Source organism: Marivita sp. NO-S04 (genome assembly GCF_059070475.1).
In genome coordinates, this window is sequence record NZ_CM180980.1 from 3,713,445 (window position 1) to 3,733,160 (window position 19,716).

Below are 19,716 nucleotides of genomic sequence, written 5' to 3' on the forward strand. Positions count from 1 at the left end.
ATTACCAAAAGACCATGGGGAAATGTCTCGTGACCATGACGACAACCGTCGATCCGTCTGAAATCGCCAAGTTCGAAGCGATGGCTGCTGAATGGTGGGATCCGAACGGCAAGTTCAAGCCCCTGCACATGATGAACCCTGTTCGGCTAGATTATATCACTGCACAGATTGCCGTGGAATTCGACCGAGACCTCGCACAGGCCAAGCCATTTGCAGGACTGCACATACTGGATATTGGTTGTGGCGGGGGTCTGTTGTGCGAACCCATGGCGCGGCTGGGTGCGACCGTTGTGGGTATTGATGCAGGAGGCAGTAATATCCCTGTGGCGCAGGCTCACGCAAAACAATCCGGGCTGACGATCGACTACCGCCACACCACGGCCGAAGCTGTCGCAGAATCACACGAAGAGTTCGACGTGGTTCTGACAATGGAAGTGGTAGAGCACGTCGCTGATCCGCTTGTCTTTCTTGCGGCGTGCCAGCGCTTGTTGAAACCCGGTGGGCTTCACGTGTGTTCGACGCTCAATCGCACCGCCAAGAGCTTTGGTGCAGCCATCGTCGGGGCCGAATTCATCATGCGCTGGCTTCCAAAAGGGACACATGACTGGGCAAAGTTCATCACGCCCGACGAATTGTACGGCATGCTGCGGCAAGCCGGGCTCGACCCCGTGGACCGCAAAGGATTTCAATTCAACCCGGTATCATGGAAGTGGCGCCTGTCCGACCGCGACCTCAGCGTGAACTATGTGACCACGGCGCTGAACCCAGCGTGACGGTCAAGCGTGTTCAAACACGCTTACGACGTGGTTCTGAAACACCGCGCCCAAGGCCCTTCGAAGGGCCTTAGAGCCTAACTTCGACTGTCCGGCTCCTCGAGCTTCACACGCAACTCGCGCAGCACAGGGATTGCCGCACGCACCTTGGTCTCGCCCAGTTCCTTGACCATCTCGTTGATCAGTGGCGTGATCGCCGCAATGGCAGCATCCCGCGCCGACAGACCGGCAGGGCTGATCGACACTTGCTTGCGGCGCGCATCATCCCAATCTGGACGAATGTGTACATATCCCGCAGCCTCAAGCTTGCCCAAGGTGTTGGTCATTGCGCCTCGCGTCACGTGAAAGGTCTTGGCCAGTTGCGCAGGTGTTTTCTCGGACCCGCCCCGCGCCAATTGATTCAACACCGAGAAATGCGAAATTTCCATTTTGTTTGGCAAAACGCGCGTCAGCCGGTTCCGCAGCAACTGGTCTGCGGTCAGCAATTCGCTGAAAAGCGAAATGGCAAGGGGGCTGCTGTCATTCATCAAGGACCAGAGAATTCTCTATCATGCTGTAAAGACGGAATTTTATGTCGTGCTTGTGCCACGTGGGTCATATCGAGGTCAACAAGATGCACCCCTGGCTGTTGCCCCGCATCCAAAAGCACCTCGCCCCAAGGCGAAACCGCAAGCGAATGCCCATGTGTTGTGCGGGGTTTGCCCGTGCTGACCGAATGCTGTCCAACCTGCGCCGGTGCAAGGACGAAACACCCGGTTTCGATCGCCCGAGCACGCAACAACGGCTCCCAGTGCATTGGCCCAGTAGCCGGAGAAAATGCAGCAGGCACCGTCAGGATATCTGCTCCTGCCTGTGCCAAAGCGCGGTGAAGGCTGGGAAAGCGCACGTCATAGCATACCGTCAGGCCAACAGTGCCAAAGGGCGTCTTGGCCAACACCGCACGATTGCCCGGCGCAAAACCTGCCGATTCACGAAACGTCTCGGTTTCCGTAACCTGCACGTCGAACATATGCAGCTTGTCATATTGAGCAGCAATCGAACCATCAGGCGCGATCAGAAAAGATCGGTTCGCAAATCTCTCTTCCGGCGGCTCGGCCTTGAGCGCTAGCGAACCGATCAGAATCCAGACACCCAAATGCGCGGCCTCGTTCCGCAAGCCAGCAAGTGTCGGGTCGTCTTCTTGATGCATCAGAACGCTGCGCTGATGACTGCGGCTGTTGCTGATACAATTGGTCACTTCTGGCGTGAGGATGAACTCTGCGCCATCCTTGGCCGCGGCGCGGACCAGTCCAGCGGTGACCTGTAGATTGGCAGCTGGGTCATCCGAGGATGTCAGTTGAAGCAACGCGGCGCGCATGGGCATCAGGCTGCCAGCAGCGGATCGAGCTTGCCCGTCCTGTCCAGTGCATAGAGATCATCGCACCCGCCGACATGGGTTTCCCCTATGAAAATCTGCGGAACGGTTCGACCCCCATTGGCGCGCTGGATCATCTCGGGCTTGCGATCCGGATTAGCAAGCACGTCGATCTCGGTGAAAGTCGCGCCCTTTTGGGTCAAAAGCCTCTTGGCCGCGTGGCAGAACCCGCAAAGCGGTGAAGTGTAGATTTCAATCTGTGGCATTGTGTATCCCCTTAAGTGTTTGTCAGGGATTTAAGCTCCCTTTGCAACGCGTGCCAGAACCGCGACATAAATCTCTCGGGACTGTGCATCATGACAGGCCTGTGCACCGGCAGCCACGGTGGCACCAGACGTCATCACGTCATCCACCAGCAAAATCGGGCGATTTCGAAGCTGCCCCGCCTTGCTGGATCGAACAGCGATGGCATCTGACAACTCTGAAAAGCGCGCATCCCGCGACTTTCCGTCAAGTGAAACGGTGCGCCGCTGCCGGACAAGACTGTCCGGGCAAAACTCAAGACCCATCCGATTGGCCATCGCCTGAGCCAGAAGTGCAGATTGGTTGTACCGACGTGAAACCAGTCGAAAAAGATGCAAAGGGACGGGAAGCACGATGGCATCCTTGGGCACATCAGGCGGGCAGGCGCCCACCATCCAATCTGCAGCCATACCCACGATCTCGTGCCGATCCCCATGTTTGAGCCCAAGAACCAGCTTGCGGGCCACACCTTCGTATCGCAACGGTGCGCGGCCTTGAGACCAAGGGCGTCCAATAGACAAGCAATCGTCGCAATGCACCGCGATGTCGGAGTTACCGGGCAACGTGATGCCACACAAATCGCAGACCAGACCTGTGATAAAGGGTGTCTCAGCGAAACAGGTCGCACAAAGGCCGTGATCCTGATCGACCAGCCCACCGCAGCCAAGACAGCGCGGCGGGTAAATCATGCGCAGTGCGGTTTGCAATCCAGTCCGCAGCATCCTATCTGCCGTTCATGTCTGAAATTCCCGCTCTAACCGACCGGCTTGCCTTGGCGCGTCATCGTGACCGCGCACGGAGATCCCCGGCGCTTTTTCTGCATCAAGAGGCGCTTGCCGATGTGCAGGATCGGCTCGCATTGGTTAATAAATCCTGTACGGCACCAGCCATCGTGACACCTTTCCCCGACCTTTGGGAAAGTGCCTTCCCTAGTGCGCATCTCGTCTCTGATGACGACATTCTCGACCTAACAGAATCCGCACATGATCTTATCGTGCATGCGATGACTTTGCATTGGGCGAATGATCCTGTCGGACAACTCATCCAATGTCGTCGCGCCCTGAAACCCGATGGCTTGCTGCTCGTGGTGGCACTTGGGGGGCAAACACTTCACGAATTGCGGGCAGCTCTTGGACAGGCCGAAATTGAGATCACTGGCGGGTTGTCCCCCCGCATCGCCCCGATGGGAGAGATTCGCGATCTGGGTGCCCTGTTGCAGCGTGCGGGTCTGGCCTTGCCTGTCGCCGACAGTGCCGTTCTCAGAACCAGCTATGCAACGCCTCTGCACCTGATGCACGATCTGCGCGCAATGGGCGAAACCAATGCCATGACTTCCCGACTCAGACGCGCGACACGCAAGAACGTATTCATGCGCGCAATGGAGCTTTACGCAGAGGCCTACTCCGACGACGCAGGCCGGATCACAGCGACTTTCGAACTGATCACCCTCACCGGTTGGTCCCCCGATTCCTCTCAACCGCAGCCTTTGCGACCCGGATCTGCGGCGCAACGGCTGGCCGACGCATTGAACACGGTGGAAACACCGCTCAAAGATTGACCTGACCGGTATAGAGGTTAGTTAGCCCGCTAAACGAAGTTAAGGATGCAGGCCCGATGTTGGACGCGACAAAAACAGCTCAACGCCCGACCCACGCCCCGACAGACCACCCCAAGGTGTCTGCGGAACGTGTCGGGATTCTTCTGGCCAATCTTGGCACGCCCGATCACTACTCGTACTGGCCAATGCGCCGATATCTCAACGAGTTCCTGTCGGACCGCCGCGTGATCGACTACAGCCCTTGGCTGTGGCAACCGCTGCTGCAATTGATCATCCTGACCAAGCGACCCTTCAGCTCGGGCGAAGCCTATAAGTCGATCTGGAACGAAGATCAGGGCGAAAGCCCGTTGATGACAATCACCAAGGATCAGACAGCCAAAATCACCAAGTCGATGCAGGATCGCTACGGCGATCAGGTCATGGTCGATTTCTGCATGCGCTATGGCAACCCATCCACAAAATCCAAAGTCCGCGCGATGGTCGAGGCCGGCTGCCGCAAGATCCTGTTTTTCCCGCTCTATCCGCACTATGCAGGCGCCACATCAGCGACCGCGAACGACCAGTTCTTCCGCGCCCTGATGGATGAAAAGTGGCAACCCACCGCGCGCACGGTCGATCCCTATTATCAGCACCCGATGTATATCGAAGCCTTGGCGCAATCCATCGAACGCGCCTACGACAAGCTTGAGAAACGACCCGATATCCTTGTTTGCTCCTATCACGGCGTGCCCAAGCGCTACCTGATGGAAGGTGATCCCTACCATTGCCAGTGCCAGAAAACGACACGCCTCCTGAAGGAACGCCTGGGCTGGGAAGATTCCGAGATAAAGACGACCTTCCAGTCGAAATTCGGCCCAGAAGAATGGCTCAAGCCCTACACCGTGGAAGAGGTCGCGCGTTTGGCCGAGGAGGACGGCAAGAAGAACATTGCTGTCTGTGCGCCTGCATTTTCAGCCGACTGCATCGAAACGCTGGAAGAAATCAACGAAGAGATCAAGGAAAGCTTTGAAGAGGCGGGTGGGGAGCATTTCACCTATATCCCGTGCCTCAATGATGACGATGCCCATATCGCGGCACTGTCTGCAGTGATCGAAGAGAATCTGAATGGTTGGCTTGACTGATCACAGTCTTGCCACCTGCCACACAACAAAAAAAAGGCGGTGCACGTGCACCGCCTTTTTCGTTTAGACAATCCGACGTGGATTAGTCAGCAGCTGCAGCAGCCAGCAGGGCGATAACGACCAGCGGGATGATGAGACCTGCGGACGAGGAGCTTGCTGCGGCTTCTTCAACCACAACTACCGGCTCCATCATCACGTCGTTTTTTGCGTAGGAACCGGCCATTGCTGTCGAAGCAGCACCAGCGAACGCAGCGGCGAGAACGAGTTTCTTCATATTAACCTCCAGATATTTGCATGTCGGCGCGCAATAGCATCACACGACAGGCACCCAAGACTTACCTCGTAAGACTCTCTAACCAGTATATCGTGCCAAATGCAAACCTATCTTATCGCACGACTTTCCTGCTTCACCGCCATGTCGTCAAATTAGCAACACCTGCGTGCCAACTTTCGCCAATTCGTAAAGTTCTTCGATATGCTCGTTGTAAAGCCCGATGCAGCCGTTCGAAGAACGACGTCCGATCTTGCGTGTGTCATGCGTTCCGTGGATGCGATAATACGTCCAGCTCAGGTGCAAAGCGCGTGTACCAAGGGGATTGTCTGGACCCGGCCCGACGTAATCCGGCCATTCCGGGTTGCGGATCTTCATCGACGGCGTCGGGCGCCAGTCAGGTTCGGGATCCTTGAACGTCACCTGTGTCCGGCCGCGACGTGTCAGGTCCTCGGTCAGCGGCACCGATGACGGGTAAAGACGGTAATTCCCGTTCTCTTCCCAGTAGTGCAGCGCGCGCGAATCGATATCTACAAGGATCGCGCCGTTGCTCAGGTTGCTAAAATACGGCTGCCAATCGAGCGTCCGAAAGCTCGAAACATTGCGCCGTACGGCCTGAGACAGATCACGCTCGATCTCAACCGTAGAGCCGTCATTGACGTCTTGCGCGACAGCCGGTGACGCAACAAGCGCAGCGGTCCCGGCAAGAAAATGACGGCGGTTCAGGGAAAAACGCGGAGTATTTGCCATTTCATGGCCTCTTCGTCAGCAAAAGGTTATAGAAACTTGTCTATCATATATGGCGTGAATGCCTCAGTCGCAATTCAAAGGAATGTCATATCGGCAAATCTCGGCTTTGTGTGTTTGCTCCTCCCCATCACAAGGGCTAAGCCCGGGGGCGACCAAACTTGGGTGGCTGATGATGAAGCGTTCGACATTTCTCTTGGGTGCAGCTGCACTGGCTCTGACCGCCTGCGCAGGAGCACCACCCACGCCGACATTGGGCCCGGATGGAAAACCGCTTCCAAAACTTTATCGAATCCGGTCGACCGATACGGGTCGTATCCAGTTTCGCATGCTCGACGCCATCAACGCTCTGCGTCAGGCTTCCGGTGCACCTGCTCTCGAACTGAACGCCAGACTGAACGCCGCAGCGGCAACGCATGCCCGCGACATGAGCATCCAGAACCGTCCGTGGCATTTCGGTTCCGATGGATCGTCCCCGATCACACGCATTCAGCGCGCGGGATATTCCGGCCGTCTTGTGGGCGAAGCGATCTCTGAAACCTATGAAACCGAGCTTGAAACGCTAGGGGCATGGATGGAAGCGCCGAACACGCGCACCGTCATTCTGGATGCGTCCGCCCGCGAAATGGGCTTCTCGTGGTTTCAGGAACCAAATGGCAAAATCTGGTGGAACCTCGTGTTGGGCACGCCCGACGAGATTGGTTTCACACCAGTGAACGCCCCATCGTGATATAGGTCCGCGTCGGACCCATTGTTTCGCGTGCGAAACATTGGGTCAGCATCACTGCCCCAATATCACGGATTAATGGTAATCGGCGTGCCGTTCTTAACCATCGAATAGATCTCGCGCATTTCCCTGTTGGTCACCGCGATACAACCCCATGTCCAGTCGCGACCACCCTTCCGATTTTTCCACGGACGCCCGTGGATAAAAATGTCGCCACCAGGTGATTTACCCATAGCCCGCGCTGCGGCAACGTCATGCGGTCTTGGATAATCAATACCGATGGACAGGTAAAAGCTGCTGTTGGGATTACGGCGGTCGATCAAATACTCGCCTTCGGGCGTCCGACCGTCACCCTCGATCTGCTTGTGCCCTTCGGGCGCGAAACCAAGTCCGATGTCATAGGATTTCAGCACCGCGTTATGGTGCAGCAGGTACATCTTGCGATCCGCCTTCTGCACAACGATCCGAGTCACCTCGGGCCCGGTATAGGTGGGAAACTTCCCACAGGCTGTCACACCCAGAAGAAGCGCCAGAAGACACAAGAGTCTAAACATTGGAAACACTGCCCGATTTGTTTTTTGTCAGTGTACCAGACAATCGGATCGACAGGAAAACGAAAGCATGAGTCTATATCGGCGGATCAGCGCTGATCCAGCCGCTTTTCGATGGCCTCGAGCCGGGCAAGCACCTGATCGCGGTATGCGTCAGTCTTTTCGTTCGATTCCTCGGCATGCGCATCCTGCATGGAGTTCACGATCAAACCGACAAGCAGGTTCACCACCGCGAATGTCGTGACCATGATGAACGGCACGAAAAACGCCCAAGCCCAAGGGAATACCTCCATCACTGGACGCACAATACCCATCGACCAAGACTCAAGAGTCATGATCTGGAACAACGAATAGGCCGACCGACCCAGATCCCCGAACCATTCAGGGAAAGAATCGCTGAACAGCTTGGTGGCCATCACGGCCCCGATGTAGAAAATCAGCGCCATCAACAGAAACACGCTTCCCATGCCGGGCAATGCCGTGATGAACCCTTCGACCACCCTACGCAGACGCGGTGTTGCTGATATCACCCGCAGCACCCGCAGGATCCGCAGCGCCCGCAATACCGAGAACCCTTGCGTCGCCGGAACAAGCGCAATGCCGACGATCACAAAATCAAAGATGTTCCAGCCACTTTTGAAAAACCGCCAACCGTGGGCAAAAAGCTTGAGCCCAATCTCAAGGACAAAGACGGCCAGGCACAGGCTGTCGAGCGCGAGAATCAGCGGACCGGCGGTTGCCATGACCGCATCTGACGTCTCTAAACCCAACAAAACAGCATTGAACAGGATGACTCCGATGATGAAATTCGTCACCCAAGCCTGTTCAAGAAACGCTGCTACCTTGTTCCGCATTACCCTGCCTCGTCAGCTATTTCGGCGCAGAAGCGCCACCAGTTCCACATGGGTGGACCAGCGGAATTGATCAACCACCTTCACCCATTCAAGGTCATAGCCCGCCCTGATCAATGTGGCGGTGTCCCGCGCAAAAGTCGCGGGATTGCACGAAACATGCGCAATCCTGGGAACCTTCGACTGTGCCAGCTCCGCCACCTGTGAAGCAGCTCCGGCGCGCGGCGGGTCGATGACCACAGCATCGCACTTGGCAAGCTCTTCGGGCTGCAACGGGTTTCGGAACAGATCGCGCACCTCATGTGTGATGCGCTTCAAACCATCTGCATTCCGCCAACCGTGATCAAGAGCGCGGATCATCTCGCGTTCGCCTTCAACGGCATGCACCATGGCGTCCTTGGCAAGCGGAAGCGCGAAAGTTCCGCATCCGGCAAACAGATCGATCACGCGCTTTGCGCCGAATAGAGCCTGCTTAACGGCATCAATCAGTGCCGTTTCGCCGTCTTTGGTTGCCTGCAGAAACGCGCCGGGTGGCGGTGTGATATCAGCGGGACCAAGGCGAAGCACAGGTGCGCGGCGTTGCAGTGCGATCTCGTCATCCCATGTAATGCGGGCAAGATCGTACTCTCGTGCCAAGTCGGACAAGGCTTGGTGCAGATCCAGATCCATCTCTTTGCCGCCGGTCACGGCAACATCCAGCCCGGTATCCGTGCGCGTGACCAGAACAGACAATTCACCCTTGCGCGAGGCCCCCAGAATGCCCAGCGCCTCGAGCATTGGCAAAGCCGCAGTCAGGTCTGGGTGCACAAGCTGGCACTTGGGAACCGAAATGATGGTATCCGAGCTTTTCACATGAAACCCGGCCAACGCGCCTTTCTTGGTCCGCCGAACCGAAAAAGCCGCCCTGCGACGCGACTGCTGAGGTGAGGTGTTTGGCAGCTCAAGATCAATGGCAATTCCGTGAGCCGCCAACGCCTGACGCACCACGTCACGTTTCCAGTCTGCCACAAAGGCATCGGATGCGTGCTGCAACTGACAGCCACCACAGGATTTTGCGTGGCTGCAAGGCGGTTTCACGCGCATATCGGAGGGAGTGTCGATTTTGGGATCACGCAGATGCTCGCCGTCCAGCGTGCCGCTCACCACTTCGCCAGGCAGTGCACCAGCCACGTAAATGGGACCGTCGGCAATGCCGTCGCCCAAATGCCCCAATCGTTTTATCTTGACCGTTGTCATGCTGCGGCTTTTGCCCCAGCCGATGCCATTGGTCGAGGGCTATTCGGCAGCCTCGGTCCCGATAAATCCTCCGGATTGCCGATCCCAGTACCGGACATAGAGCCCGCCTTTCGCCAAAAGCGCGTCATGTGTGCCCACTTCGACGATCCCCCCGTCATCCATCACGACAATCCGGTCCATGCTTGCGATGGTCGACAGGCGGTGTGCAATCGCCAGTACGGTCTTTCCCTGCATCACCTGTTCGAGCGCTGACTGAATCTCGGCTTCGACCTCGGAATCCAAAGCACTTGTCGCCTCATCCAGCACAAGGATCGGAGCGTCCTTGAGAATGGCGCGCGCCAACGCGATTCGCTGTCTTTGACCACCTGACAGCTTGACCCCCCGTTCGCCCAGATGCGCGGCATAGCCGGTGCGGCCCCGGTGATCAGTCAGGCCCAGAATGAATGAATGCGCAGATGCGCGACGTGCCGCCTCGAACACCTCTTCTTCCGAGGCCTCAGGCCTGCCATATCGGATGTTTTCCATGGCGGAGCGGTTGAACATCGACGTTTCCTGACGCACGATCGAGATATCCGTGCGAAGAGCAATCTGTGTCACGTCACGAATATCCGTCCCGCCCAGAGTGATGCGCCCCGTTTCCACGTCATAGAGCCGCAATAGCAAAGACACGACCGTGGATTTCCCGGCACCCGACGCGCCAACAAGGGCTACTCTCTCACCCTCCCTTATCGTGAGATCAAAATCGGTCAGGGCTTGTGTCGCGCGTCCATAGCCAAAGGACACGGCGTCGAAGCGAATTGCACCCTGGGGAACAATGCTCTGCGCGTTTGGGCGATCGGTGATTCCATGCTCGGGTGTCAGCGTGCCGATCCCGTCCTCAACCTCGCCGATATTGGTAAAGATCGACATGGCGACCCGCCCCAGACGGTTGGTCAGCATAGACAGGCGAGTTGTGATCATCGCGGTCATCGCGATATCGCCCGCAGTCGCGCTGCCCGCACTCCAGAGCCACAAGGCGCCAAGAATGGCAAACAGCGGCAAGACGCCACCTAACGTCATCAGGACCATTCGAAAGACAGCCGACAAAGTTCCAAACTCAAGCGACCGATCCCGATATGCATCCAAGGCGGCGCGGGTTGCGCTGTCTTCATCCGCATCACGGGCGAAAAGTTTGACCGCGGCGATGTTGGAATAGATGTCCACCACCTGCCCCGTAACCTGAGTTCTTGCTCCGGCCCGCGCTTTGGACCGCTTTTGAACGCGGGGGATGAAATACCGCAATGCAGCTGCGTAGAAGACAGCCCAAACGACAAACACCAGCAATAACCGCGCGTCGATCATCAACATCAGAATGAAAGCTCCGATGAACATCGCGACCGAATAGACCACGACATCGGATACTTCGATCACCAGATCAGTCAGCGCCCGTGCGGTCTGAAGCGCTTTCTGGCTCAAACGCCCGGCGAAATCGTTTTCGAAAAACTGCATCGAGTGTCCCAGCGTATGCTGGTTCAAACGGGCAAGGACCATTGGGTACAGGTTCGGCCCCAGCAGAATGCTGGTCACTCCGGCATCCATGACAAAGATCAGCGGGCGGATCACAAGAAAAAACGCCACACCCACAACGACCACAGGCCAGAAGGTTTCCCAGAACGCGCCCTGCTCAACGATCGCCGTCTGGTCGATCACCCAGCCAGTAAACCGCGCCGCCACAAGCTCGGATATGCCGGTGACAAACGTCACGGCAAAGGCAAGCAGGATGGCGCGTTCAGCGCCCCGCAGTGCCCAGCGCATGAAGGGGAGGATCGCCTGTGGCGGCGGGCCTTCTGCCGGGTCGAACGGGCGGATCAAACGCGCGACAAGGTTCATTCCGCCGCCTGTGCGCCAATGAACCCGCCCGATTGCCGATCCCAGTAGCGCGCATAAAGCCCATCTTTGGCCAAGAGCGCGTCATGCGTGCCCACTTCGGCAATACGCCCAGCATCCATGACAATGATCCGGTCCATGCTCGCAATCGTCGACAGACGGTGCGCGATGGCCAGCACTGTCTTGCCCTCCATCACGTGCTCCAACGCCGACTGGATCTGCGCTTCAACCTCGGAATCAAGCGCACTTGTCGCCTCGTCCAGCACGAGGATCGGGGCGTCCTTGAGAATGGCACGCGCCAGAGCGATACGCTGCCGCTGTCCCCCAGACAGCTTCACGCCCCGCTCGCCCAGATGAACTGCGTAGCCAGTGCGACCGCGATTGTCCTCAAGGCTCAGAATGAACTCATGCGCTTCGGCCTTTTCAGCGGCACGTATGACCTCGGCTTCTGTGGCGGACGGTCGGCCATAACGGATGTTGTCGAGCGCAGACCGATTGAACATCGCCGTTTCCTGCGTGACCATACCGATCTGCTGTCGCAAGCTGTCCTGCGTCACCTGCGACAGATCCTGACCATCAATCGTGATTCGGCCTTTTTCGGTGTCATAGAGCCGCAACAACAGCGATACGAGGGTCGATTTCCCTGCACCTGATGCACCGACAACGGCAAGTTTTTCACCTGCCGCAATGTCCAATGTCACATTGTCGATCCCGCCTTCGCGTTGGCCATAGGCGAATGTCACGCTGTCGAACTGGATACGTCCATCAGTGACCACAAGATCCGATGCGCCCTGTGCGTCCTCGATACGTTGCGCCGGAGCCAAGGTATTCATCCCGTCCTCAACTTCGCCCACATGGCTGTAGATCACCATGATCGTGTAGCTGATCCAGCCCGTCATTTGGGAAAGACGAATCCCAACAGCGCCAACAGCTGCAATGTCGCCGGGGGTCACGTTGCCGGTGCTGCGCATAGCGATGGCCATACCCACCAACACAACCGGAAGCGCGCCAGCAATGAACATCAATCCAAGGCGGAACAGGGTCTGAGCTTCGCCAAACCGCAAGGCTGTTCTGCGCAAATGTTCCATGGCGCCAAGCGCTTTGCCATCCTCGTGCTGATCCCCGGCAAAAAGCTTGACCGTTTTGATGTTGCTGATCGTGTCGACCACCTGCCCGGTGACTTGCGCTTTTGCCTCTGCCCGAGCAGCAGAGCGGCTACGGATGATCGGCAACATGACGCGCAGGAAGGCCAGATAGACGGCAAACCAAAGGACCAGCGCGAGGATCATCCACGGACTGACCGCACCGACAAGAAAAGCTGTACCCAGTACCGTGGCCAGACCAAAGGTGACCGCGTTGACCGTTTCGATGACGATCTCGGTCAAAGAGTTTGACGCCTGCATCTTCTTTTGTGCCAGACGCCCCGCGAAATCATTGTCAAAGAAGGTGACGGATTGGCCCAGGGTCCAGCGGAACATGCGAGCCATGACCTGCATCCCGATATTTGGACCAATCATCACCGACTGCGTCAGAGCCAAACCGCCGAACAACAACGGCCGCGCAACCAAGAGGACAAAGATGCAAGTAACAACCAAACCGGCATGATCAGACAGGAACGACTCGGACGGTGTAGTTGCTACAGCATCCACCACATTCCCAAGCAGCTGCATCGACACAACTTCGGTCAATCCCGCCAAGACCGAAATAGCGATGCCCAGCCACACAACACGCCAGCCCCCTCGGAGACACCACGCCATGAACGCCCGAAGCTGAATCGGTGGCATGCCCAATGCCGGTGCATCGGGGTCAATCTGATTGCCTGCCCGTAAGACCAGGTTTTGGTAGAACTGCCGCATTATTCCGCCGCCTTTGTATCGGGATCAAGGAATCCACCAGATTGGCGCGCCCAGAACCCGGCATATAGCCCGCCTTTCGCCAAAAGCGCGTCATGTGTGCCTTGTTCGACAATCCGTCCTTGGTCCATGACCAGAATTCGATCCATATGCGCGATGGTCGACAGGCGGTGCGCGATGGCGATTACCGTCTTGCCTTCCATCATCTCGTACAGCGTATCCTGGATCACCGCTTCCACCTCGGAATCCAGCGCGCTGGTCGCCTCGTCCAAAAGCAGGATCGGCGCGTTTTTCAGGATGACCCTTGCCAGTGTCACGCGCTGACGCTGACCGCCTGAAAGCTTGACTCCACGTTCACCGACTTGCGCGTCATACCCCGTACGCCCCTGCGGATCTTGCAAGTTGAGAATGAACTCGTGCGCCTGCGCTTGCTTGGCGGCGGCGACCATCTCGGCCTCGGTCGCATCGGGACGACCGTAAAGAATATTGTCCCGCACGGACCTGTGCAAAAGGGAACTGTCCTGCTGCACCATACCGATCGCATGCCGCAGACTGTCTTGTGTGACGCCCGCGATGTCCTGCCCATCAATGACGATCCGACCGCGCTCAATGTCGTAGAACCGAAGCAGAAGCTTGACCAAAGTCGACTTACCTGCGCCGGATCGCCCGATAAGGCCTACTTTTTCGCCCGGGTGGATGGTCAGATCAATGGCGTCAAGACCACCCGTATCGCGCCCGTAATGGTGTGATAGAGACTGAATCTCGATTTTACCTGTTTTCAGATCAAGCGGCTTTGCTTTTGGCTGGTCAACCAACGTGATTGGCTGGGCAATGGTTTCCATCCCTTCGGCCACAACCCCCAATTGGCGAAAGAACGAGGTCAGCGCCCACATGATCCAACCGGTCATCGCGTTCAGACGCAGCGTCAGTGCGGTAGCGGCAGCCACCACCCCGACACTGGCTTGCCCTTGCATCCAAAGCCAAAGAGCCCATCCGACAACGGCCACGATCAGAAGACCGTTCAGAGTAACAAGCACCACGTCCATAATGGTGAACAGCCGCATCTCGTACTGGAACGTGCGACGCGTGTTCTCAATCGCGTCCTTGGCGTAGGTCAGTTCCGTGTCATTGTGGGCAAACATCTTGACCGAATGGATGTTCGTGTAACTGTCAACCACGCGGCCAGTGACCTCGGACCGGGCATCAGAGGCAGCCTGAGACGCAGGGCCAATCCGTTTCACCGTCCAAATGACCAACGCCCCGTAAAGGAACAACCAACCAACCAAAGGAATAGCCAAACGTGGGTCCGCCTGTCCCAACAGAACAAGCGCACCAATCACATAGGCCAGAGAAAAGGTGATCGCATCGAAAACCTGAAAGACCGCTTCACCGGCGGCTGGCGGCGTCTGCATGATGCGGTTCGCGATCCGCCCGGCAAAATCATTCTCGAACCAACCCACAGATTGCCGCAGCACATGCTTGTGGGCCCGCCACCGGATCAGCGTGCCGAAATTCGGCAGGATCGTATTGTTCAACAATAGCACATCCAACGCCTGCAGCGCAGGCCGGATCAACAAGATGAACACTGCCAAAGCAATAAGCCATCCACCGTAGGCTTCCCAGACCTCGGTTGGATCTCCGGCAAGGATATCGACCACCCAACCCATCGCCCAAATGAGGCCAATCTCGATAGACGCAACAACGATTGACATGATTGTCGCGTATACAAAGATCCGTTTGAAGGGCTGCGCATAGTCCAACATGAACGGCAAAAGACGCGACGGAGGCGTATCCTTTTCGTCGTAGGGACCGTATGGATCAACGAGATTTTCGAAAAAGCGGAACACCGAACGGTCTCCTCAAGGAATAGGCGACGGGCAGAAGCCACGCTGACGCGCGTTAGGCCCATGGCGACAGATAAAACAATGTTCGGTATTGTCCGTATGACATCGCAACCTTAGCGCGGGTTTTTTCTAGAGGAAACCCGCCTAAGCCAGAAGATCGGATTTGCTCAGACGGAAGCCCGACTTGATCCACTTATCTTCCATGTCCCGCAGTTTTTCGCCCAGCGCTGCACCTGAATAGTCAGGCATTAGGTCTCCGGGTTTGACCGGACATTTCTGCCGTGATCCCACCACAGCAGCGGACAAGGCATCTGCATCAAGCGGCATTTCGAAAAGTGCAGCACGCAACAACACAACATCCCGCGCCATGTCAGCACCATGCCGGTAGCCCAGTTCGGCGGGGCCCTCAGACGTCGAAATCAGACTCTGATACTGCTCAAGGCGCCTTTGCTGCTTTTTTGACAACCGCAAGCCGTCGCTACCAAACACCCCAAGACCGGCAAGCCTGCGGATCGCATCCGAGGTCACAGAAGCTGTCTGTTCAAGGTGAACAAGAGGCGCCAATCCCCGTGTCGAGCTGCCGGGCAAAATAGCGTGCAAAACGCCGGTCTGCTCCATCGACCCGACCGCAGGCGCCGGATCTGGCGCGGACAGAAGCTTGATAACCTCTGCGCCGATCCTCTCGCGCGACAGGGCAGCTAAACCGTCAAGGCTGTCCGCGATGGCTGCCAATGCCTCTTCATCAAAGCCGAGTTCGGGATCGCCATACCATGCGGCAAACCTGAAGAACCGCAAAATCCGAAGGTAGTCTTCTGCAATCCGCTCCTGCGCTTCGCCAATGAACCGAACCCGCCGCGCTTTGAGATCAGGTAATCCCCCAAGGGGGTCAACCACCAGCCCGGCAGCATCCGCATAAAGCGCATTCATGGTGAAATCGCGCCGCGCCGCATCTTCCCTCATATCGGTGGAGAACCGGACAACCGCATGCCGTCCATCGGTTTCGGTATCGGCGCGAAACGTGGTAACCTCGTACCCGGTTCCCTCGGCCACAACAGTGATTGTACCATGCTCGATCCCAGTCGGCACTGATTTGAGGCCCGCCGCTTTTGCAAGCGCCTGTACGGTTTCAGGGTTCGCGTCCGTAGCGATGTCCACATCCGTCACAGCGACACCCATCAACGCATTGCGCACGCACCCGCCAACGGCAAAAGCGCTGTGCCCTTCAGCTTGCAACGCGGCAAAGACCGCCTGTGTACCACCTGCTGTTAACCAGTCGCCCGTAACCTTCATACTGCCTCCATCCGTTGGGCCAGCCCACGCAGGATACGTGCTGTCGCCCCCCAAATGTAGTACGGGCCAAACGGAACGGTGTAGTAGTGTCGACGTGTGCCACGCCAACGCCGGGATTGAATGGTATAAAGCCCAGCGTCTGTTACGTGGGCCAAAGGCACACGAAACACCTCGGCCACCTCACCGGGTTCAGGCAACTCAACGAAACCGCGTTCGATCCAGCCAACCACCGGCGTCACAAGAAAGCCCGTTACCGTTTCATGGGTCGGAAGAGTGCCAAGAACCTCCACATGGGTCTTTGGCAAGCCCACTTCTTCTTCGGCCTCGCGCAATGCTGCAGCGATGACATCCGCGTCCCCTTCGTCTTGTTTGCCACCGGGAAAGGCGATCTGGCCGGGATGGTGTTTAAGCCGCGACGATCGCTTGGTGAGAAGAACTTCGCTGCCCTGAGCGCCTACAATCACTGGCACCAAAACACCAGCGGGGCGCAATTTGCGCCCCACCGGAAGAACCACGTCGGGGTTCAGGTCGAAGTCAGACGACGCTGTGCTGTTCTGTTGCAGCGCCGATTCAAGCCGCGAGCGGTCATTCACCCGACACCTCTTTTGCCTCGAAACCTACGGTCGCCGGGTCGAGGTCATAATGGGCGCCACAGAACTGGCAGTCCGCAGTCACCCGCCCCTCTTCAGTGGTCATCGTTGCGATGTCCTTGGCCGAATAGATCGACAGGCTTTGACGTACACGGTCTTCGGAACAGGTACAGCCAAAGCGCACTGGCAACGCATCGAACACGCGCGGGCCTTCTTCGTGAAAGAGGCGGAACAAGAGGTCCGTCGCCGGAAGCGATGGTCCGATCAGCTCCATGTCCTCGACCGTCGCCAAGTGAAGGTTCGCTCGGTTCCAGTGTTCGCCCTCATCCTCATCCAACAGATCGTCGGCATGCAGCAGACCGCCTTCTCCCGACCCGCCATCGGTGGCAAACGGCGATGCCTTAGGCATGTGTTGGATCATGATCCCACCCGCGCGCCAGTGCTGCGGAACACCGGGTTCGGTGGACTGGCCAAAACTCAACGAGAATTTCGTTGGCAGCTGCTCGGATTGGGCAAAGTACGCTTCGGCACAACTGGACAAGGTAGTTCCTGTCAGCGGCGTGATCCCCTGATAGGGCTGCATGCCCTTACCCTGATCCATCAGGATCGCAAAATACCCGTTTCCGATCTGCTCCATCGCAGGTCCGTCTGTAATCCGGTCGGGATCAAAGCTGGCATATGCGCGGATGCGCGCGGGCTCACCTTCGGCCTCAGGTGCATAAAAGTCTGTCGCGATCATGCGCACCGCACCCTTGGACTGGATCTGCAAAGATAGCTTCCAACGCAGCTTGATCGTCTGCCCGATCAACGCGGTCAGCAAAGCCATCTCGGCAACCAGCGCCTCGACCGGGGCGGGATAGTTGTGCTGCTTGAGAATACCGCTCAACACCCCGTCCAAACGGGCCACACGGCCACGGATGTCCGAACGGTCAAGTTGAAATGGCAGGACGGTGTCGTCCCAAGCGATTTTCGATCCGAGTGTCATGGAATTTCCTTGCTTGCCGCCCTCCGGCATGTTCGGGACTATATAAGGGACGATCCGGCAGGTCCAAGGGGCAGAAGGGGAATGACATGATACGCAGGTTTGGCGACGCACCGGAATCCGGGCGCTCGTACACGCTTCGCACCGGCGCATATGCTATTTTGCCTCACGGAGATGGTCTATTGCTCACCCGTCAGGATGCACCCGAACCCGAGGTCCAATTGCCTGGCGGAGGCGTCGATCCCGGCGAATCCCCGGTTCAGGCGTTGATTCGCGAAGTCTATGAGGAAACAGGCTGGCGCATCACACGCGCCCGGCGGTTGGGAGCGTATCGACGGTTCACCTACATGCCAGAATACGACCTCTGGGCCGAAAAGCTGTGTCTGATCTACATGGCCGCTCCGGTGATGCGATATGGCGATCCACTCGAGCCGGGGCATACTGCACTTTGGATGGATGTGGCTGAAGCGATGACCACTTTGGCCAATTCCGGGGACAGGGATTTCTTGGCGCGTTTTTCGTCACACCTCCCCGTATTCCAGAAGCGCCGCTGAGATATCGTCGTCAAACTCTGCCATATCACCGAGTTTTGCCTTCAGCGTATCGTATAGTGCATCCAAAAACTCCGGTCCCCTCAGATCGGGGGGGATGGATATCACAAGCGCCAAAAGCCCGTCGTTGTCCAACATGGTTCCATCAGGCAGCACCGCCTCGGTAAAACCATCCGTGTAAAGCAAAAGTCGATCACCCGGCGAAAGCGCAATCTTGTGTTCTTCAAACCGTGCATCGTCGATCAGGCCAATCGGCAAACCGCCCAATCCAATGAATTCGGCCTCGCCGGATTTGCGCAACAAAAGCGGCGGCGGATGACCGGCCTGAACGAACCGCGCCAAACCATTGGTCTGAGACACATGAACATAGGCAAGCGTCAGGTATTCCGAGACACCTTTTTGCCCAACCATGCGCGCGTTCAACCGCTCTGCCATTTGGTGCGGTGGAAGAAAGTCGAAACCATCATCCCCCCGTTTCAAAGCAAGGTTTTCGTCAAGATGTTCGGCGCTCAGATGCCCGGCAACGCGCGCCGTCATCATCGCAGATGTGATGCCGTGCCCCGAAACATCGAGACTGAACAGGCCGAAATCGCCGTTGGGAACCGAAAACATTCCCGCAAGATCACCTCCGACATGGCCACAGGATCGTAACAACAGGCTGACCCGACTTTGCCCAAAACAGGCAGAGCGCACCGGCATCAAAGATTGCTGCAAGACGCGCGCCTGCTGCAGATCCTTGTCGATCACCGCATGCACTGATTGCAGTTCGGCCAGTGTTTCGGCGATCACGCTGTTCTTTGACCTAAGCTCTCGCTCCATCGAAAGAATACGCGCACCGGCGTTGATCCGGGCCCGCAATTCGTCACCATTGACCGGCTTGGTCAGAAAGTCATCTGCTCCTGATTCAAGCCCGGTGGTGACAGCCGCTTTTTCAGACTTCGATGTCAGCAGGATGAAATAGCCATAAGACGCGCGCGGTTTGGCCCGAAAGGCAGCACAGAACTCAGGCCCGCTCATTCCGGGCATCACCCAGTCAGAAAGGATGAAATCCGGCTGAAACACCTCGCAAAGATCAAGCGCGCATTCCGCATCTTCGGCTTCGGCGACGATATACCCCCAGCGTTCCAGCATAAGGGTGAGGATCCGGCGCTGCACGCGACTGTCATCAACAACCAACACACGACACAGATGACCATCTTGCACATCGGGGAACGCAAATTTTGCGTCTTGAAACATAACCATTCACCA

Annotated in this window: 21 protein-coding genes; 5 read left to right on the plus strand and 16 right to left on the minus strand. The window is 57.3% G+C overall.

Features of this window, described 5'->3' with window-relative positions:
* The first annotated feature begins 35 nt into the window (after positions 1-35).
* Entirely contained in the window at positions 36-773 is a 738-nt protein-coding gene (gene ubiG, locus ACK3EW_RS18805) for a bifunctional 2-polyprenyl-6-hydroxyphenol methylase/3-demethylubiquinol 3-O-methyltransferase UbiG (RefSeq protein WP_439119355.1), read from the plus strand.
* A 77-nt stretch (positions 774-850) separates the two neighbouring features.
* On the opposite strand, the gene ACK3EW_RS18810 is transcribed toward ubiG, so the two are convergent.
* From ACK3EW_RS18810 to ACK3EW_RS18825, 4 genes are read right to left on the minus strand one after another with little or no spacing between them, the layout of a single operon-like run.
* Complete coding sequence (locus ACK3EW_RS18810; protein WP_085627531.1) at positions 851-1,300, minus strand: MarR family winged helix-turn-helix transcriptional regulator; 450 nt, start codon at positions 1,298-1,300, stop codon at positions 851-853.
* Complete coding sequence (locus ACK3EW_RS18815; protein ID WP_493809758.1) at positions 1,300-2,130, minus strand: carbon-nitrogen hydrolase family protein; 831 nt, start codon at positions 2,128-2,130, stop codon at positions 1,300-1,302. Before ACK3EW_RS18815 ends, ACK3EW_RS18810 begins: the two co-directional genes overlap by 1 nt.
* Before the next feature lie 5 nt (positions 2,131-2,135).
* Positions 2,136-2,393, minus strand: a complete 258-nt coding sequence (grxC, locus tag ACK3EW_RS18820; protein ID WP_085627530.1) for a glutaredoxin 3 — start codon at positions 2,391-2,393, stop codon at positions 2,136-2,138.
* Between the two features lie 30 nt (positions 2,394-2,423).
* Entirely contained in the window at positions 2,424-3,152 is a 729-nt protein-coding gene (locus ACK3EW_RS18825) for a ComF family protein (protein ID WP_493807377.1), read from the minus strand.
* A 14-nt stretch (positions 3,153-3,166) separates the two neighbouring features.
* Here ACK3EW_RS18825 and ACK3EW_RS18830 point away from each other — a divergent pair, with 14 nt between their 5' ends.
* Together ACK3EW_RS18830 and hemH are read left to right on the plus strand one after the other, a co-directional pair.
* The gene (locus tag ACK3EW_RS18830) at positions 3,167-3,988 is read left to right on the plus strand and encodes a methyltransferase domain-containing protein (protein ID WP_493807378.1); all 822 of its coding nucleotides are present in this window, start codon (positions 3,167-3,169) and stop codon (positions 3,986-3,988) included.
* Positions 3,989-4,044: 56 nt separating this feature from the next.
* Positions 4,045-5,109, plus strand: coding sequence for a ferrochelatase (gene hemH / locus ACK3EW_RS18835; RefSeq protein WP_085627528.1), 1,065 nt, complete (start codon positions 4,045-4,047; stop codon positions 5,107-5,109).
* Positions 5,110-5,191: 82 nt separating this feature from the next.
* Here the strand turns inward: hemH and ACK3EW_RS18840 are convergent, their stop codons facing one another.
* Positions 5,192-5,383, minus strand: coding sequence for a ferrochelatase (locus ACK3EW_RS18840; protein WP_439119333.1), 192 nt, complete (start codon positions 5,381-5,383; stop codon positions 5,192-5,194).
* Positions 5,384-5,530: 147 nt separating this feature from the next.
* Positions 5,531-6,130 (minus strand): L,D-transpeptidase, encoded by a 600-nt coding sequence (locus tag ACK3EW_RS18845; RefSeq protein ID WP_439119334.1) that lies wholly within the window; start codon positions 6,128-6,130, stop codon positions 5,531-5,533.
* Between the two features lie 172 nt (positions 6,131-6,302).
* On the opposite strand from ACK3EW_RS18845, the gene dalA reads away from it, so the two are divergent.
* Positions 6,303-6,857, plus strand: a complete 555-nt coding sequence (dalA, locus tag ACK3EW_RS18850) for a divisome-associated lipoprotein DalA (RefSeq protein WP_493807379.1) — start codon at positions 6,303-6,305, stop codon at positions 6,855-6,857.
* A 65-nt stretch (positions 6,858-6,922) separates the two neighbouring features.
* On the opposite strand, the gene ACK3EW_RS18855 is transcribed toward dalA, so the two are convergent.
* The 9 genes from ACK3EW_RS18855 to hslO form a co-directional block, all read right to left on the minus strand.
* Entirely contained in the window at positions 6,923-7,408 is a 486-nt protein-coding gene (locus ACK3EW_RS18855) for a L,D-transpeptidase family protein (protein WP_085627525.1), read from the minus strand.
* An 86-nt stretch (positions 7,409-7,494) separates the two neighbouring features.
* Positions 7,495-8,259: an ion transporter gene (locus ACK3EW_RS18860; protein WP_493807380.1), complete on the minus strand. Its 765-nt coding sequence runs from the start codon at positions 8,257-8,259 to the stop codon at positions 7,495-7,497.
* Between the two features lie 12 nt (positions 8,260-8,271).
* Entirely contained in the window at positions 8,272-9,492 is a 1,221-nt protein-coding gene (locus ACK3EW_RS18865) for a class I SAM-dependent RNA methyltransferase (RefSeq protein ID WP_493807381.1), read from the minus strand.
* A gap of 39 nt (positions 9,493-9,531) precedes the next feature.
* On the minus strand, positions 9,532-11,361 hold the full coding sequence (locus ACK3EW_RS18870; RefSeq protein ID WP_493807382.1) for an ABC transporter ATP-binding protein: 1,830 nt from the start codon (positions 11,359-11,361) through the stop codon (positions 9,532-9,534).
* Positions 11,358-13,214, minus strand: a complete 1,857-nt coding sequence (locus ACK3EW_RS18875; protein ID WP_493807383.1) for an ABC transporter ATP-binding protein — start codon at positions 13,212-13,214, stop codon at positions 11,358-11,360. The genes ACK3EW_RS18870 and ACK3EW_RS18875 overlap by 4 nt, the downstream gene beginning before the upstream one ends.
* Positions 13,214-15,058: an ABC transporter ATP-binding protein gene (locus tag ACK3EW_RS18880; RefSeq protein WP_493807384.1), complete on the minus strand. Its 1,845-nt coding sequence runs from the start codon at positions 15,056-15,058 to the stop codon at positions 13,214-13,216. Before ACK3EW_RS18880 ends, ACK3EW_RS18875 begins: the two co-directional genes overlap by 1 nt.
* A gap of 141 nt (positions 15,059-15,199) precedes the next feature.
* Positions 15,200-16,345: a CCA tRNA nucleotidyltransferase gene (locus ACK3EW_RS18885; RefSeq protein ID WP_493807385.1), complete on the minus strand. Its 1,146-nt coding sequence runs from the start codon at positions 16,343-16,345 to the stop codon at positions 15,200-15,202.
* Positions 16,342-16,938 carry a CoA pyrophosphatase gene (locus ACK3EW_RS18890; RefSeq protein WP_493807386.1) on the minus strand — a complete coding sequence of 199 codons (597 nt, stop codon included), beginning with the start codon at positions 16,936-16,938 and terminating at the stop codon, positions 16,342-16,344. Before ACK3EW_RS18890 ends, ACK3EW_RS18885 begins: the two co-directional genes overlap by 4 nt.
* Positions 16,931-17,920, minus strand: coding sequence for an Hsp33 family molecular chaperone HslO (hslO, locus tag ACK3EW_RS18895; protein ID WP_493807387.1), 990 nt, complete (start codon positions 17,918-17,920; stop codon positions 16,931-16,933). Before hslO ends, ACK3EW_RS18890 begins: the two co-directional genes overlap by 8 nt.
* 86 nt (positions 17,921-18,006) lie before the next feature.
* Here hslO and ACK3EW_RS18900 point away from each other — a divergent pair, with 86 nt between their 5' ends.
* On the plus strand, positions 18,007-18,471 hold the full coding sequence (locus ACK3EW_RS18900) for an NUDIX domain-containing protein (RefSeq protein ID WP_493807388.1): 465 nt from the start codon (positions 18,007-18,009) through the stop codon (positions 18,469-18,471).
* On the opposite strand, the gene ACK3EW_RS18905 is transcribed toward ACK3EW_RS18900, so the two are convergent.
* Positions 18,439-19,704 (minus strand): PP2C family protein-serine/threonine phosphatase, encoded by a 1,266-nt coding sequence (locus ACK3EW_RS18905; protein WP_493807389.1) that lies wholly within the window; start codon positions 19,702-19,704, stop codon positions 18,439-18,441. The two genes, ACK3EW_RS18900 and ACK3EW_RS18905, sit on opposite strands and share 33 nt — an antisense overlap.
* Positions 19,705-19,716: the final 12 nt, after the last annotated feature.

Bases quoted from the DNA above. Each gene is read 5' to 3' on its own strand.
- ACK3EW_RS18905 (WP_493807389.1), bottom strand. From the start codon at position 19,704: ATGTTTCAAGACGCAAAATTTGCGTTCCCCGATGTGCAAGATGGTCAT.
- ubiG (WP_439119355.1), top strand. From the start codon at position 36: ATGACGACAACCGTCGATCCGTCTGAAATCGCCAAGTTCGAAGCGATG.
- ACK3EW_RS18885 (WP_493807385.1), bottom strand. From the start codon at position 16,345: ATGAAGGTTACGGGCGACTGGTTAACAGCAGGTGGTACACAGGCGGTC.
- ACK3EW_RS18855 (WP_085627525.1), bottom strand. From the start codon at position 7,408: ATGTTTAGACTCTTGTGTCTTCTGGCGCTTCTTCTGGGTGTGACAGCC.
- ACK3EW_RS18875 (WP_493807383.1), bottom strand. From the start codon at position 13,214: ATGCGGCAGTTCTACCAAAACCTGGTCTTACGGGCAGGCAATCAGATT.
- ACK3EW_RS18830 (WP_493807378.1), top strand. From the start codon at position 3,167: ATGTCTGAAATTCCCGCTCTAACCGACCGGCTTGCCTTGGCGCGTCAT.
- grxC (WP_085627530.1), bottom strand. From the start codon at position 2,393: ATGCCACAGATTGAAATCTACACTTCACCGCTTTGCGGGTTCTGCCAC.
- ACK3EW_RS18900 (WP_493807388.1), top strand. From the start codon at position 18,007: ATGATACGCAGGTTTGGCGACGCACCGGAATCCGGGCGCTCGTACACG.
- hemH (WP_085627528.1), top strand. From the start codon at position 4,045: ATGTTGGACGCGACAAAAACAGCTCAACGCCCGACCCACGCCCCGACA.
- ACK3EW_RS18870 (WP_493807382.1), bottom strand. From the start codon at position 11,361: ATGAACCTTGTCGCGCGTTTGATCCGCCCGTTCGACCCGGCAGAAGGC.
- ACK3EW_RS18865 (WP_493807381.1), bottom strand. From the start codon at position 9,492: ATGACAACGGTCAAGATAAAACGATTGGGGCATTTGGGCGACGGCATT.
- dalA (WP_493807379.1), top strand. From the start codon at position 6,303: ATGAAGCGTTCGACATTTCTCTTGGGTGCAGCTGCACTGGCTCTGACC.
- ACK3EW_RS18825 (WP_493807377.1), bottom strand. From the start codon at position 3,152: ATGCTGCGGACTGGATTGCAAACCGCACTGCGCATGATTTACCCGCCG.
- ACK3EW_RS18840 (WP_439119333.1), bottom strand. From the start codon at position 5,383: ATGAAGAAACTCGTTCTCGCCGCTGCGTTCGCTGGTGCTGCTTCGACA.
- ACK3EW_RS18810 (WP_085627531.1), bottom strand. From the start codon at position 1,300: ATGAATGACAGCAGCCCCCTTGCCATTTCGCTTTTCAGCGAATTGCTG.
- ACK3EW_RS18815 (WP_493809758.1), bottom strand. From the start codon at position 2,130: ATGCGCGCCGCGTTGCTTCAACTGACATCCTCGGATGACCCAGCTGCC.
- hslO (WP_493807387.1), bottom strand. From the start codon at position 17,920: ATGACACTCGGATCGAAAATCGCTTGGGACGACACCGTCCTGCCATTT.
- ACK3EW_RS18860 (WP_493807380.1), bottom strand. From the start codon at position 8,259: ATGCGGAACAAGGTAGCAGCGTTTCTTGAACAGGCTTGGGTGACGAAT.
- ACK3EW_RS18845 (WP_439119334.1), bottom strand. From the start codon at position 6,130: ATGGCAAATACTCCGCGTTTTTCCCTGAACCGCCGTCATTTTCTTGCC.